This window comes from Falsigemmobacter intermedius (assembly GCF_004054105.1).
GTDB lineage: Bacteria > Pseudomonadota > Alphaproteobacteria > Rhodobacterales > Rhodobacteraceae > Wagnerdoeblera > Wagnerdoeblera intermedia.
Genome location: NZ_SBLC01000001.1, coordinates 173,363 through 186,198, shown reverse-complemented (window position 1 = coordinate 186,198; position 12,836 = coordinate 173,363). Strand labels below are relative to the sequence as shown.

Below are 12,836 nucleotides of genomic sequence, written 5' to 3'. Positions count from 1 at the left end.
CACATCCCGAAGCCTGAGATCAGGCTTCGTCCTCTTCGGTTTCTTCAACGTCTTCGTCGGCGGTTTCCAGCTCAGTCGGATCCACCCAGCCCAGCATGACACGTGCGGTCATGATGAGGGTCTGTGCTTCCTCGAGGTTCATGTCGAACTGCTCAAGGATGCCCACGTCTTTCTTGCGCTGACCATTTTCCATGGTCCAGCCACCGGCCAGTTCCCAGTCGGCGCAGGTCGCGAAGTCTTCGAGCGACTTGATGCCGTCTTTGCCAAGCGCTTCCAGCATCTGGGGCGTCAGGCCTTCGAAGTTGATCAGGCTGTCCTCAACACCGGCCTTACGGGCGGCTTCGAGGGCTTTGCGGGCCTGCTCTTCGATGAAGTCGCGGGCACGGGCCTGAAGCTCAGACGCGGTCGAATCGTCAAAGCCGTCAATGCCAAGCAGCTCATCGAGCTCGACATAGGCGACCTCTTCGAGGTTGGTGAAGCCTTCAGCAACCAGCAGCTGCGCCATCATCTCATCGACATCAAGGGTGTCCATGAAGAGTTTGGTCCGCTCGGCGAATTCAGCCTGACGGCGGGCCGATTCATCGGCTTCGGTCATGATGTCGATATCAAGCGCGGTCAGCTGCGAGGCCAGGCGCACGTTCTGACCACGACGGCCGATAGCCAGCGAAAGCTGCTCATCCGGGACCACGACTTCGATTTTCGACGCATCTTCATCGAAGACCACTTTCGAGACTTCTGCCGGCTGCAGAGCGTTCACGAGGAAGGTCGCCACATCCGCATTCCACGGAATAATGTCGATCTTCTCGCCCTGAAGCTCATTCACCACGGCCTGAACGCGCGAACCGCGCATACCGACGCAGGCCCCGACCGGATCGATCGAGTTGTCATAGGAGATCACAGCGATCTTGGCGCGCGAACCCGGGTCACGGGCCACGGCTTTAATCTCGATGATGCCATCATAGATTTCCGGCACTTCCATCTTGAAGAGCGCGGACATGAATTCCGGCGCGGTCCGCGACAGGAAGACCTGCGGGCCACGGGCTTCGCGGCGCACGTCTTTGACATAGGCGCGGATGCGGTCGCCGATGCGGTAGCTTTCGCGGCCGATCTTGTCGTTGCGACGCAGGATGCCTTCGCCACGACCGATGTCGACGATGACATTGCCGTATTCTTCGCGCTTGACGGTCCCGTTGATGATGGTGCCCTGGCGGTCTTTGAACTCTTCGTACTGACGGTCACGCTCAGCTTCGCGGACCTTCTGAAGGATCACCTGCTTGGCCGATTGTGCCGCGATGCGGCCCAGATCAACCGGCGGCACTTCGTCGATGATTTCATCGCCGATCTGCGGATCTGCCAGATAGGACTTCGCCTGCTTGACGGTCAGCTGTGCGTGATAATTCTCGACCGCGTCATCTTCGACCACGGTGCGGATGCGTGCGAAGGTGGCACGACCGGTTTTGCGGTCGATCTTCACACGGATATCCATATCCGCGCCATACCGCGACTTGGCGGCACGGGCGAGACTGTCTTCCATGGCCTGGATCACCAGGTCAGGGTCAATCATCTTCTCGCGCGCGACCGCCTCAGCGGTTTGCAGAAGTTCAAGCTGGTTGGCAGAGGTAATGGCCATTGCGGGCTCCTGTCAGTGCCGGGTCGGTGCCGGGGTTTCTTCCCCGTCATCATCTTCGTGATCTTCCGTCTCGATGTCTTCGAAGCCGGATTCGTCGACGTCCGCGCCATCAAAGGCACCGGATTCTTTGCGCTGGCGCAGCATCTCAGCGATCAGCTCATCGGTGAGGATGAGCTTGGCATCGGAGAGCCATTCAAACTGCAGACCAATGGTAACCTCTTCACCACCCTCATCGAGGGTGATGAGAACCTCATCGCCCTCAGTGCCGGCAATGAAGCCCTTGAAGCGGCGACGGCCGTCAATCAGCTCGGTGGTTTCCACCCGGGCCTCATAGCCGTTCCACATATCAAAGTCCTTCAGGCGCGTCAGCGGCCGGTCAATCCCGGGCGACGACACCTCAAGGGTGTAGTTATCTTCAATCGGATCCTCGACATCGAGAACCGCCGAGACTGCGGTCGAAATTTTCGCGCAGTCATCCACGTTGATGCCGCCTTCCGGGCGATCTGCCATGATTTGCAGGATACGCGTTTTTCCACCCATAAGGCGGATGCGCACCAGCTCATACCCCAGATCCTCGATGGCAGGGGTCACCAGAGCGGCGAGGCGCTGGTCGATGGCGGTTTTGGCAATCAGGTCAGACATGGGGAACCCCCAAAACAAAAAACGGGCCATAGCGGCCCGTGTGCATATTCCGGTGGGTCATCAGGTTTGGACCCCGACGACGCCGCTGTTGAAGAGGATATAGCGGCGGAATGGCTTAATTGCAAGGGAAACAGGGGAGAGGCCCTGTTTTAGTTTGAAGCCCCGGGGGCTTTGCGCCCCCGGACCCCCGCAGAGTATTTTAAAAAGCCAAAGCCTGATCGGCCGTGAGGGCAGAGCCGGCGCGTCCGGTAATCTTCGCGGTCACGATCTGCCCCTCGGGTTGCGGCATGCTGAAGTTGACTTCCGTGAACTGGCCCGTGCGGCCAAGCTGTGCGGATTCCATCAGGATCTGGTGGATAACACCCTGTTGCGACGCAAGATGCGCTTCAAGGGCCTGGTCACCTTTGGCGCGCAGGCGGGCGGCGCGGTCCTTGATGAAGGGGCCTTTGACCTGGGGCATCCGCGCGGCGGGCGTGCCTTTGCGCGGGCTGTAGGGGAAGACATGCAGGAAGGTCAGACCGCAGTCATCGACGAGGCGCAGAGAGTTGTCAAACATCTCTTCGGTCTCGGTCGGGAAGCCTGCGATGATATCCGCGCCGAAGACGATATCCGGGCGCAGCGAGCGCGCCTCTTCGCAAAAACGGATCGCATCGTCGCGCAGATGGCGACGCTTCATCCGCTTGAGGATCATATTGTCGCCATGCTGAAGCGAGAGATGCAGATGCGGCATCAGGCGCGGCTCAGTGGCGATGGCCTGCATGAGGTTCTCATCGGCCTCGATCGAGTCGATCGAGGAGATCCGCAGACGCGGCAGATCGGGGATGAGTTTCAGAATGCGCATGACCAGATCGCCGAGGCGCGGCTCTCCGGGCAGATCGGCACCCCAGGAGGTGAGATCGACGCCGGTCAGCACCACCTCAAGGAATCCACGGTCCACCAGGCGTTTGATCTGGTCGATGACCACCCCTGCCGGGACCGAACGGGAGTTACCGCGACCGAAGGGGATGATGCAGAAGGTGCAGCGGTGATCGCAGCCGTTCTGCACCTGGACATAGGCGCGGTGTCGGCCGAAGCCGTCAATGAGATGGCCTGCCGTTTCTTTGACCGACATGATATCGTCGACCTGCACCCGCTCGGTCTCGCCGATGAGATCGGGGACCATGGCGTTCCAGGTCGAGGCCTGCATCTTCTCGGTATTGCCGATGACGCGGGTGACCTCGGGCATATTGGCGAAGGTCTCAGGCTCTGTCTGGGCGGCACAGCCGGTGACGATGATGGGCGCGTCGGGGTTTTCGCGACGGATGCGGCGGATTTCCTGGCGGGCTTTGCGCACGGCTTCTGCGGTCACGGCGCAGGTATTGACGACATGCGCGCCTTTGACCCCGGCCTGTTCGGCCAGTTCTTTCATGGCCTCAGACTCATAGGCATTCAGCCGGCAGCCGAGGGTATGAAAGACAGGAACGCTCATGACAGAAAGTCCGGAGTAAAGGTTGCGGTAAAGACATGTGCCGTGGGGGCCGTCATCCAGACCCCGTCGTCGCGCCAGTCGATGCCGATCTGACCGCCATCGACATAAACGGTTACGCGCCGCTCTGTAAGGCCACGTCGTGCCGCAGCCACAGCCGCTGCACAGGAGCAGGTGCCCGAGGCAAGCGTGATGCCCGCGCCGCGCTCCCAGATCTTCAGGCGGATGGCATTGGGGCCGAGGACCTGAACGAACTCAACATTGGTGCGCTGCGGGTAGAAGGGGTGATGTTCGAACTTTGCTCCAAGACCTGCAAGATCAACGGTTTCTGCATCGTCAACAAAGAAGGTCAGATGCGGGTTGCCCATGCCGGTGGCGACCGGGTCACCGGGGATGTCGAGGTGAAGGGTCTCCATGGCATGGCTGAGGGGGATATCCTGCCACTCGGTCAGGGGCGCCCCCATATTCACCCGCGTCAGACCGTCGCCCGCGTCTTCGCAGGCGAGAAAACCGCGCTCGGTCCGCAGGTTGAAGCTTTTAAGCCCGGTCTCATTGATGAGATGGCGCGCGATGCAGCGTGTGGCATTGCCACAGGCGCCGGAGAGAGAGCCGTCAGAGTTCCAGAAGGTCAGTCGCGCGAGAGCCTCCTCATCGGGATCGATGGTGGCCAGCTGGTCAAAGCCCACACCGGTGTGACGATCACCGATCGCCCGAACGAGGGCGGTCGTCAGTTCAGGGCCGCCCTGACGGCGGTCAATCACCACGAAATCGTTGCCGAGTCCGTGCATCTTCATAAAGGTGAAGGGGGCGGGTGCGCTGTTTTCCATGGGGCGCATATAGGGCCATCGCATTTTTTTCACCAGTAGGAAGGAATTTTCCTTTTTGCGGGTTGACCGCACCCGACCCCGACTATAGATCACCCCTCACCGAAACGGTGGGCCCGTAGCTCAGTTGGTAGAGCAACTGACTTTTAATCAGTGGGTCACAGGTTCGAATCCTGTCGGGCTCACCACTTATACAAAAAGCCGCAGCATTTTTGCTGCGGCTTTTGTCATTTTACGTGGAACCTTTTTTCCGATCGGCACGTTTGTCGCAGGGAAAAAGTTGAAGCAGCGCTTGACCTTAGCCGTAACAAGCTGTAGATCAACGCTTACAAAGTGGGCCCGTAGCTCAGTTGGTAGAGCAACTGACTTTTAATCAGTGGGTCACAGGTTCGAATCCTGTCGGGCTCACCACTTTACAAAAAGCCGCAGCATTATTGCTGCGGCTTTTGTCGTTTCCGGGCCGCTGCGTTGTGCCCCTGCCCTTAAGGCAGATTTTCTGTGAAAAATTAAATTGACTTCAGACCGGCGGGACTGGTCTGGATTCTTTATTTTATCAAAATAACTTAATTATGATTACAACTTAATATCGTAATTATGGGTATGCAGGACCATATAACCTTCTGGCTGCCGCTCCCATAAGGATCGGATAAGCCGTGCACTCAGAGTGCAGATACTCATGGTCGCTCACTTTCGGGAGGCAACTGGTCGGCCAGACGGCTGCAGATTCTTTGAGGAATGGTTTCCGGCGAATAACGCGAGAGCATGGCAAAAAGACAAAGCCGCGCGTCCGGATGTTGCTTGCTTCACTTACACCAGCCGCGCTGGAATAGGTCCGTCACCGCCCCGCACATCGCTTTACCCGTGCGATCAACATCCCGGATCTGATGGGCATCAGATCCGGGCTCTCCGGCAGAGGGCGATAGTCACAGCTTTTTACCTAAGTTCTGAGGCAGCCTGAGAGTTGAGCGGTCAGGGCTGCGCCCCTTAAGACCAATAGATGACGGTTATTATTAAACAGTCATAATCTACTATTAATGATCATATAAAGAAAATTTAATATATTTCTCAATTAGCTCTCTTCCCCACGACCCGGCCGTCACAGATCTGTTAGCAATTTATTAACGATTATCAGACCTGCGGCTGGAAAGCTTTGCTCGCCCTGCGTTAAGCGGAGGCATGAAGAAGCTTAAACGTCATCTGAACCGCCGCCTTCGGGCGGGACCACTTGTCTGGGCGGCCGCAATCGGGATGGCGGGGCTGTTTTTCGCCCTGCCCGACCTGAAACTGCCCAAAAATTTCGATGAGGCCTTCCAGGGCCTGAAGGGCCGTGCCGCTCAGGAACTGCAAAAACACCTGCCAGACACTCTCCAGCCACAGGCCCCGGGCCTGCAGGGGATTGCGACGGTCATCGACGGAGATACCATCGACATTCATAAGCAACGCATCAGGCTGCATGCCATTGATGCCCCGGAATCCGCGCAGCGCTGCTGGAAAGGCGGCGTGGAGTGGCGTTGCGGGCAGGCGGCGGCCCTTGCGCTGCAAAACCGGACAGAGCGCCGTACGGTGCGCTGCGAAGAGACAGGGCGCGACCGCTATGGGCGGATCGTCGGGCGTTGCTTTCAGGGCGATCTCAATCTGAATGCCTGGCTGGTCGAAGAAGGCCATGCGGTGGCCGCTCCGCAGTACGGCCGCGATTATGTCGCGCATGAGGCGCGGGCCAAAGCTGCCCGCCGTGGGATCTGGGCGGGAGAATTCATCCTGCCGGCCGACTGGCGCAAAGGTGTTCGTGAACCACAGGGCTGACATGCAAAAAGCCGCGGCGAACCGCGGCTTTTTTGATCCGAAGAAGTGGCGCGCCCGAAAGGATTCGAACCTCTGACCCCCAGATTCGTAGTCTGGTGCTCTATCCAGCTGAGCTACGGGCGCGCTGTCTTCGTGTGGCTTCTCTAACCTGACCACGCAGCCACCGCAAGGGGCGATCTGCGAATTCCTGCGATAAGAAGTCTGCGGAGCAAAACAAAAAAGCCGCGGCGAACCGCGGCTTTTTGATCCGAAGAAGTGGCGCGCCCGAAAGGATTCGAACCTCTGACCCCCAGATTCGTAGTCTGGTGCTCTATCCAGCTGAGCTACGGGCGCGCTGTCTTCGTGTGGCTTCTCTAACCTGACCACGCAGCCACCGCAAGGGGCGATCTGCGAATTCCTGCGATAAGAAGTCTGCGGAGCAAAACAAAAAAGCCGCGGCGAACCGCGGCTTTTTGATCCGAAGAAGTGGCGCGCCCGAAAGGATTCGAACCTCTGACCCCCAGATTCGTAGTCTGGTGCTCTATCCAGCTGAGCTACGGGCGCGCTGTCTTCGTGAGGCGGTATCTAGCCGTCAGTGGACCAGGCCGCAAGAGGGAAAGCGCAGAATTTTGAGCAGGTCACGAAATTTTCCTGACTCCCGGCAGAGTTATCAGGAACTCTGTTCCATCGGCATCGCTGCGCAACAGCTCAAGGCTGCCGCCATGCCCGCGAACAAGCTCTGAGGCGATCACCAGACCGAGTCCCGTTCCGCCCTTGCGGGAGCTGCCCTGAAAGGCCGCGAACAGGTTCTCACGCGCCTTTTTCGGAAGACCGGGACCGGTGTCGCCGACGCGGATCCAGACGCTGCTGTCATCTTCCGCACCGCTGATTTCAATTTCACCGCCCTGCCCGGTCGCCTCAATGGCCTGACGGGCGTTGCGGATCAGGTTCGCAAAGACGCGGTAAATCTGCTCGCCATCCGCTTCGATGGTCAGATCCGCCGGAAGATCGACAATAGCTGCAACCTGACCTGGCGTGTCGAGGCCCTCACCACTCAGCACCTCCTCCACAAGGGGCTGGAGCCGCAGCGGGGCAAGCCGCGGCTCTGCTTCGTCCGCCTTGCCGAAGGAAAGGGTGGTTTCACACAGAGTGACCGCCCTGGAGATTGAGTTCAGCAGCTTCGGTGCCATGCGGGCGACCTTGGGGTCCTCGCTGCTCTCCAGGCGATCGGCGAAAAGCTGTGCCGAGGCGAGGATATTGCGCAGATCATGGCTGATCTTGGCGACCCCTGCCCCCAGCTGGGCCAGCCGCTCTTTCTGACGCAGGGCACCGGTCAGGCGGGTCTGCATGGACTGCAGCGCCTCCTCTGCCTCCCGCAGCTCTCGCAGACGGGAGGTGGGCGTGATGACCAGATGCGCGTCTTCGGGCGAGGCCGCATAGGCTTTGATATGATCGACCACCCGGCCAATGGGGCGCACCATCAGCGCATGCACCGCCATGAACAACAAAAGCGCCGTTGCGGCGACGATCAATGCCGAGGTGAAAAGAGTGCGCAGACCTGATTCCAGCAGCGCTTCGCGCAGAGGCGCACTTTGTGTCGTCACCTCGATCAGAAGGCCCGCGTCATTTGACGGCGTGCCGATGATCCGGATCACGTCATTCCCGCGACCGAGCATCGCAGCCAGTGCATCGCGCACCAGATCCCAGACCCCCGCGAAGCGCAGGTCATAGGTCGCTGCAACCGGCGCCGGTATGGGGGAAGAAAGGATCAGTTGCCGCGCCTCATCGCGCCGCAGAACGACGTTGAACACACCGGCATTCGCCAGCAGTTCGGCTTCCAGATTTTCATCCACCGGTCCGTCCGTCGTCAGCCGCGCAAGCGCAGCAATCTGAGCCTTATCAAGGCGCTGCTTCATCCAGTCCTCGCGGAAACCCGCGACGGACGGCAGAAAAATCAGCGCCTCTGCCAGGAGCACAAAGGTCAGGGTCAGGCCGAGGAACCGCCCGGAAAGGCTGTTCAGCATATCCTCCGTCCGTCTCAGGCCCTGCGGTTGATCCGATCACGGCCGTTTGAACAACTGCCTAGCAGATAGGTCGGATCCACAACAGAGCAAGGAGATTTAGCGGCAGGAATCCGCGAAAAAACAGGGCCATTGCGATTGACTTGGGGTATAGGCCCCGGTATGGACTGCGCCTTATTGACGACAGTGTTCCGAATCCACCCGGGCTCCTGTCAACCGAATGGAGAGCGCGATGAAACGCACTTATCAACCCTCGAAGCTGGTCCGCAAGCGGCGCCACGGCTTCCGTTCGCGTATGGCGACCAACGGTGGTCAGCGCGTTCTGGCAGCACGTCGTGCAAAAGGCCGTAAGCGCCTTTGCGCATAAGACCTTGGTAAGGGCCGGCCTGCTGGCCCGAACCGGACTGACCCGCCCCTTCGGGGGCAGGCAAGGCGCCGCATGCGGCGCTTTTTGTCGTTCCAAGACCTGGCAGGTTTGCGATGAATGTTCTGAAACTCCGCTCTGATTTTCTGCGGGCCGCCCAGGCCCGTCGTCAGGGAACCGGGGGCTTTCTTCTTCAGGCGCGCGAGCGCGGGGATGGCTCTGACCTGGTGCGGATCGGCTTTACCGCCTCAAAAAAGGTCGGCAATTCCGTCATGCGCAACCTGGCGCGGCGGCGTATGCGCGAACTTGCCCGTGAAATTCTGGTGCGCGACGGCAAACCTGGCTGGGATTATGTGATGGTGGCCCGTCCTGGCGCGACCGTGGTGCGTGACTTTGCGGAACTGAAGAACGACCTGGCTTTTGCCATCCGCAGGGTTCACACGCCCAAAGAGCCAGCCGCGAAAGAAGGCGCTGTTAAGCCATGAGCCCCCTGGCCCATGCATTGACCTGGGCCGTTAAGGGGTATCGGCTGATCCTCAGTCCCTGGATGGGCTATGCCTGCCGCTTTCAGCCCACGTGCTCGGCCTATGCGCTGGAGGCTTTGAAGCTGCATGGCGGGCTGAAGGGGGGCTGGATGGCGGCCTGGCGCATTGCGCGCTGCAACCCCTGGGGGGGCAGCGGCTATGATCCGGTGCCGGGAAGTGATCCCCGGCACGATTGCGGCTGCGACCGCCATTAAGCTTCAGAGCTTTGGCGCCCCGGTATGGGCCAGCGCCGCCGTAAAGGCCGCTATGAGGGCAGGGTCCTTGCAGCCGGGGCTCGCCTCTACCCCGGAAGAGACATCGACCTGGCGTGCGCCTGTGAGCCGCACAGCCTCTGCCACATTTTTTGGGGTAAGACCGCCTGCCAGCATCCAGGGCCTGCGCCACTGACGCCCCTGCAAAAGGCGCCAGTCAAAGGCCAGGCCGTTGCCGCCCGGAAGATCCGCATTTTTCGGAGGCTTGGCGTCGACCAGAATCTGGTCGGCTACGGCTTCATACTGCGCCAGGCCCTCAAGGTCTGAGGCCTCAGCTATCCCGATGGCCTTCATCACCGGCAGGCCGTAGCGGGCGCGGACGTCTGCCACACGCCCGGGGCTTTCTGCGCCGTGAAGCTGGATCATATCCAGCGGCACGCGGGCGGTGATGGCATCGAGCAGATCATCCGAGGCATCGACCACCAGCGCAACCTTCGCAAGGCCCACAGGAGCCTCGATGGCCAGGGCTGCAGCCTCGTCTATGGAAAGATTGCGCGGGGATTTGGGAAAGAACACGAAGCCTGCATAAGCGGCCCCGGCTTCTGCCACCGCCGCAACATCGCCGGCACTGCGCAATCCGCAGATCTTGGCGCGCACAGCACCGCCCTGGCCCGGCAGCTGGCCGGGCGCCACAAAACGTACAGGCATATCAGTGCCCCCTGCGCGGGGCTTCCAGCAGCGCCAGAACCTCGTCCTTCTGCGCGGCCTGGGGTGCATTGGCAGCGACCACCTGCTCAAGACGGGCGACTTCGCGGGCACGAGCAGAAGCTTCTGCGCGGGCGCGATGGCCCCGCAGCCATTCCCAGACAAAGCCGATCAGCAGCCCCATCAGGATGCCGCCGAACGCCACCACAAAGAGCGGCACTTCGATTGAGGTATTGAACCTGGCGACCTGGCCAATGTCATGGGGCAGGGCATTCAGGGTGACAGTGTCGCGGTTCGCCAAAGCAACAGTGATCAGGAAAATCCCGATCACCCCAAGGACGAGCCAGCGGAGATATTTAATCATTATCCTCATCCGGTCCGGTGTCATGACCGTTCAGCCGGTCGCGCAACAGTTTCCCGGTTTTAAAGAAGGGTACGCGCTTTTCGTCAACCTCAACAGACTCACCGGTACGCGGATTACGTCCGGTCCGTGCGTCACGTTCTTTGACCGAGAATGCACCGAAACCGCGTAATTCGACCCGGTCACCCCGCGAAAGTGCAGCAATGACCTCTTCAAAAACCGTGTTTACGATGCGCTCAACGTGCCGCTGGGTCAGGTGCGGATTTTCGTCCGCGATCTTCTGGATCAGCTCAGAGCGTATCATCAAATCCCCCCGGATTATATACGGACCCTGTTCAGCCGGGCCTGGCAAAGACTTAGGCAGAACTACAGCCTGCACAATTCTGTTTACCTGTAAAGAGTTTGCTGCATTTTACAGAGTTTCTTGCCCTGAAACGAAAACGGCCCTGCACCGAAGGGTGCAGGGCCGTCCATGTCTCAGCTTACGCTGTCAGGCAATCAGTTGTTGCCGCGCAGTGCTGCACCGAGGATGTCGCCCAGCGACGCGCCCGAATCGGACGAACCGTACTGCTCGACAGCTTCTTTCTCTTCTGCGATCTCGCGTGCTTTGATCGACAGGCCCAGACGACGGGTTTTCGGGTCGATGTTGGTGACGCGGACGTCCAGGGTGTCGCCAACCTGGAAGCGCTCGGGGCGCTGGTCGCCACGGTCACGTGCGAGGTCCGAACGGCGGATGAACGACTTGGCGCCGTTGTATTCCACCTCGATGCCGCCTTCTTCGATCGCCGAAACGACAACCGAGATGACCGAACCGCGTTTCACGCCGTCAACTGCATCGGTGAAGGTGTCTTCGCCGAGAGCTTTGATCGAGAGCGAGATGCGCTCACGCTCAACGTCGACTTCCGAAACCACTGCACGGACGGTGTCGCCCTTGCGGTAGTTGGCAATCGCGTCTTCGCCGCGCTGATCCCACGACAGATCCGAGAGGTGGACCATGCCGTCGATATCGCCTTCGAGGCCAACGAACAGACCGAACTCGGTGATGTTCTTGACTTCGCCTTCGATCTGGGTGCCGGCCGGGTTGTTCTCAGCGAACACTTCCCACGGGTTGCGCATCACCTGCTTCAGGCCGAGCGAGACACGGCGTTTTGCCGAGTCGATCTCGAGGACCATGACGTCGACTTCCTGCGAGGTCGAAACGATCTTGCCGGGGTGCACGTTCTTTTTGGTCCAGGACATTTCCGAGACGTGAACGAGACCTTCAACACCAGCTTCCAGCTCAACGAATGCGCCGTAGTCGGTGATGTTGGTGACGCGGCCTTTGTGGACCGAACCCAGCGGGTAGGTTTTCTCAACAACGTCCCACGGATCGGTCTGGAGCTGTTTCATGCCCAGCGAGATGCGGTGGGTTTCTTTGTTGATCTTCACAACCTGGACCTTCACGGTCTCACCGATTGCGAGGATTTCCGACGGGTGGTTCACACGGCGCCATGCCATGTCGGTGACGTGCAGCAGGCCGTCAACGCCGCCGAGATCAACGAAGGCACCGTATTCGGTGATGTTCTTGACCACGCCGTCAACGATTTGACCTTCAGCCAGTTTGCCGATGATTTCAGCACGCTGTTCTGCACGCGACTCTTCGAGGATCGCACGACGCGACACCACGATGTTGCCACGACGACGGTCCATTTTCAGGATCTGGAACGGCTGCTTCAGACCCATGAGCGGGCCGGCATCACGCACCGGACGGACGTCAACCTGCGAACCCGGAAGGAAGGCAACAGCGCCGCCCAGATCAACAGTGAAGCCGCCTTTGACGCGGCCGAAGATGGCGCCATCGACGCGCTCTTCTTTAGCGTAAGCTTTTTCCAGACGATCCCAGGCCGCTTCGCGTTTTGCTTTTTCGCGCGAGATAACAGCTTCGCCGCGAGCGTTTTCAACGCGGTCGAGGTAGACTTCGACTTCGTCGCCAACAGCAACCTCAGGCGCTTCGCCCGGGTTTGCGAATTCTTTAAGATCGATGCGGCCTTCCATTTTGTAGCCGACGTCGATGATGGCCTGGCCAGCTTCGATAGCAATGACCTTGCCTTTGACAACCGTGCCCTCTTCGGGGGTGTCCAGTTCAAAGCTCTCGTTAAGAAGGGCTTCGAATTCTTCCATAGTCGATTTAGCGCACATGCGTATGCAGTCCTTTTAATCTGTTTCACGGGCCAGGCGGTTGTCTCCGCCGGTCTTTCATGGCCCCGTTCGCAAAGCTGAAAGGTCCGGAAAATTCCGGCCCCGGCCACTGATGCCATCGGGATGGG

13 protein-coding genes and 5 tRNA genes are annotated in these 12,836 nt (G+C 59.7%); 6 read left to right on the top strand and 12 right to left on the bottom strand.

The window, feature by feature from the left end:
- Window positions 1–19: 19 nt before the first annotated feature.
- The 4 genes from nusA to dapF form a co-directional block, all read right to left on the bottom strand.
- A complete protein-coding gene (gene nusA, locus EP867_RS00870) occupies window positions 20–1,630 on the bottom strand; it encodes a transcription termination factor NusA (protein WP_128486319.1) in 1,611 nt (536 codons plus the stop codon).
- Between the two features lie 12 nt (window positions 1,631–1,642).
- The gene (gene rimP / locus EP867_RS00865) at window positions 1,643–2,272 is read right to left on the bottom strand and encodes a ribosome maturation factor RimP (RefSeq protein WP_128486318.1); all 630 of its coding nucleotides are present in this window, start codon (window positions 2,270–2,272) and stop codon (window positions 1,643–1,645) included.
- A gap of 199 nt (window positions 2,273–2,471) precedes the next feature.
- Complete coding sequence (gene mtaB / locus EP867_RS00860) at window positions 2,472–3,740, bottom strand: tRNA (N(6)-L-threonylcarbamoyladenosine(37)-C(2))-methylthiotransferase MtaB (RefSeq protein WP_128486317.1); 1,269 nt, start codon at window positions 3,738–3,740, stop codon at window positions 2,472–2,474.
- Window positions 3,737–4,588: a diaminopimelate epimerase gene (gene dapF / locus EP867_RS00855; RefSeq protein ID WP_241656775.1), complete on the bottom strand. Its 852-nt coding sequence runs from the start codon at window positions 4,586–4,588 to the stop codon at window positions 3,737–3,739. Before dapF ends, mtaB begins: the two co-directional genes overlap by 4 nt.
- A gap of 85 nt (window positions 4,589–4,673) precedes the next feature.
- Here dapF and EP867_RS00850 point away from each other — a divergent pair.
- The 3 genes from EP867_RS00850 (at window position 4,674) to EP867_RS00840 (ending at window position 6,364) form a co-directional block, all read left to right on the top strand.
- A tRNA-Lys gene (locus EP867_RS00850) sits at window positions 4,674–4,749 on the top strand.
- Window positions 4,750–4,896: 147 nt separating this feature from the next.
- Window positions 4,897–4,972: transfer RNA gene (locus EP867_RS00845), tRNA-Lys, on the top strand.
- 765 nt (window positions 4,973–5,737) lie between these two features.
- Entirely contained in the window at window positions 5,738–6,364 is a 627-nt protein-coding gene (locus EP867_RS00840) for a thermonuclease family protein (protein ID WP_206616298.1), read from the top strand.
- 46 nt (window positions 6,365–6,410) lie between these two features.
- Here the strand turns inward: EP867_RS00840 and EP867_RS00835 are convergent.
- From EP867_RS00835 to EP867_RS00820, 4 genes are all read right to left on the bottom strand, one after another.
- Window positions 6,411–6,487: transfer RNA gene (locus EP867_RS00835), tRNA-Arg, on the bottom strand.
- 133 nt (window positions 6,488–6,620) lie between these two features.
- Window positions 6,621–6,697 (bottom strand) — tRNA-Arg (locus EP867_RS00830).
- A 133-nt stretch (window positions 6,698–6,830) separates the two neighbouring features.
- Window positions 6,831–6,907, bottom strand: a tRNA-Arg gene (locus tag EP867_RS00825).
- 74 nt (window positions 6,908–6,981) lie between these two features.
- Window positions 6,982–8,367, bottom strand: coding sequence for a sensor histidine kinase (locus tag EP867_RS00820; protein ID WP_128486316.1), 1,386 nt, complete (start codon window positions 8,365–8,367; stop codon window positions 6,982–6,984).
- Between the two features lie 229 nt (window positions 8,368–8,596).
- Here EP867_RS00820 and rpmH point away from each other — a divergent pair, with 229 nt between their 5' ends.
- The 3 genes from rpmH (at window position 8,597) to yidD (ending at window position 9,467) form a co-directional block, all read left to right on the top strand.
- A complete protein-coding gene (gene rpmH / locus EP867_RS00815) occupies window positions 8,597–8,731 on the top strand; it encodes a 50S ribosomal protein L34 (protein ID WP_124963387.1) in 135 nt (44 codons plus the stop codon).
- Between the two features lie 113 nt (window positions 8,732–8,844).
- Entirely contained in the window at window positions 8,845–9,213 is a 369-nt protein-coding gene (gene rnpA, locus EP867_RS00810) for a ribonuclease P protein component (RefSeq protein WP_128486315.1), read from the top strand.
- Window positions 9,210–9,467 (top strand): membrane protein insertion efficiency factor YidD, encoded by a 258-nt coding sequence (yidD, locus tag EP867_RS00805; protein WP_128486314.1) that lies wholly within the window; start codon window positions 9,210–9,212, stop codon window positions 9,465–9,467. The genes rnpA and yidD overlap by 4 nt, the downstream gene beginning before the upstream one ends.
- Window positions 9,468–9,470: 3 nt before the next feature.
- Here the strand turns inward: yidD and EP867_RS00800 are convergent, their stop codons facing one another.
- The 4 genes from EP867_RS00800 to rpsA all read right to left on the bottom strand — a co-directional run bounded on the left by EP867_RS00800 (window position 9,471) and on the right by rpsA (window position 12,708).
- A complete protein-coding gene (locus EP867_RS00800) occupies window positions 9,471–10,172 on the bottom strand; it encodes a phosphoribosylanthranilate isomerase (RefSeq protein ID WP_128486313.1) in 702 nt (233 codons plus the stop codon).
- 1 nt (window position 10,173) lies between these two features.
- Window positions 10,174–10,533: a lipopolysaccharide assembly protein LapA domain-containing protein gene (locus EP867_RS00795; protein ID WP_241656774.1), complete on the bottom strand. Its 360-nt coding sequence runs from the start codon at window positions 10,531–10,533 to the stop codon at window positions 10,174–10,176.
- Window positions 10,526–10,834, bottom strand: a complete 309-nt coding sequence (gene ihfB, locus EP867_RS00790; protein WP_128486312.1) for an integration host factor subunit beta — start codon at window positions 10,832–10,834, stop codon at window positions 10,526–10,528. The genes EP867_RS00795 and ihfB overlap by 8 nt, the downstream gene beginning before the upstream one ends.
- 194 nt (window positions 10,835–11,028) lie before the next feature.
- A complete protein-coding gene (gene rpsA / locus EP867_RS00785; protein WP_124963392.1) occupies window positions 11,029–12,708 on the bottom strand; it encodes a 30S ribosomal protein S1 in 1,680 nt (559 codons plus the stop codon).
- Window positions 12,709–12,836: the final 128 nt, after the last annotated feature.

What these genes read in the sequence shown, in the direction of transcription:
- nusA (WP_128486319.1), bottom strand. Translation starts at nt 1,630, where the DNA reads ATGGCCATTACCTCTGCCAACCAGCTTGAACTTCTGCAAACCGCTGAG.
- rimP (WP_128486318.1), bottom strand. Translation starts at nt 2,272, where the DNA reads ATGTCTGACCTGATTGCCAAAACCGCCATCGACCAGCGCCTCGCCGCT.
- mtaB (WP_128486317.1), bottom strand. Translation starts at nt 3,740, where the DNA reads ATGAGCGTTCCTGTCTTTCATACCCTCGGCTGCCGGCTGAATGCCTAT.
- dapF (WP_241656775.1), bottom strand. Translation starts at nt 4,588, where the DNA reads ATGCGATGGCCCTATATGCGCCCCATGGAAAACAGCGCACCCGCCCCC.
- EP867_RS00840 (WP_206616298.1), top strand. Translation starts at nt 5,738, where the DNA reads ATGAAGAAGCTTAAACGTCATCTGAACCGCCGCCTTCGGGCGGGACCA.
- EP867_RS00820 (WP_128486316.1), bottom strand. Translation starts at nt 8,367, where the DNA reads ATGCTGAACAGCCTTTCCGGGCGGTTCCTCGGCCTGACCCTGACCTTT.
- rpmH (WP_124963387.1), top strand. Translation starts at nt 8,597, where the DNA reads ATGAAACGCACTTATCAACCCTCGAAGCTGGTCCGCAAGCGGCGCCAC.
- rnpA (WP_128486315.1), top strand. Translation starts at nt 8,845, where the DNA reads ATGAATGTTCTGAAACTCCGCTCTGATTTTCTGCGGGCCGCCCAGGCC.
- yidD (WP_128486314.1), top strand. Translation starts at nt 9,210, where the DNA reads ATGAGCCCCCTGGCCCATGCATTGACCTGGGCCGTTAAGGGGTATCGG.
- EP867_RS00800 (WP_128486313.1), bottom strand. Translation starts at nt 10,172, where the DNA reads ATGCCTGTACGTTTTGTGGCGCCCGGCCAGCTGCCGGGCCAGGGCGGT.
- EP867_RS00795 (WP_241656774.1), bottom strand. Translation starts at nt 10,533, where the DNA reads ATGATTAAATATCTCCGCTGGCTCGTCCTTGGGGTGATCGGGATTTTC.
- ihfB (WP_128486312.1), bottom strand. Translation starts at nt 10,834, where the DNA reads ATGATACGCTCTGAGCTGATCCAGAAGATCGCGGACGAAAATCCGCAC.
- rpsA (WP_124963392.1), bottom strand. Translation starts at nt 12,708, where the DNA reads ATGTGCGCTAAATCGACTATGGAAGAATTCGAAGCCCTTCTTAACGAG.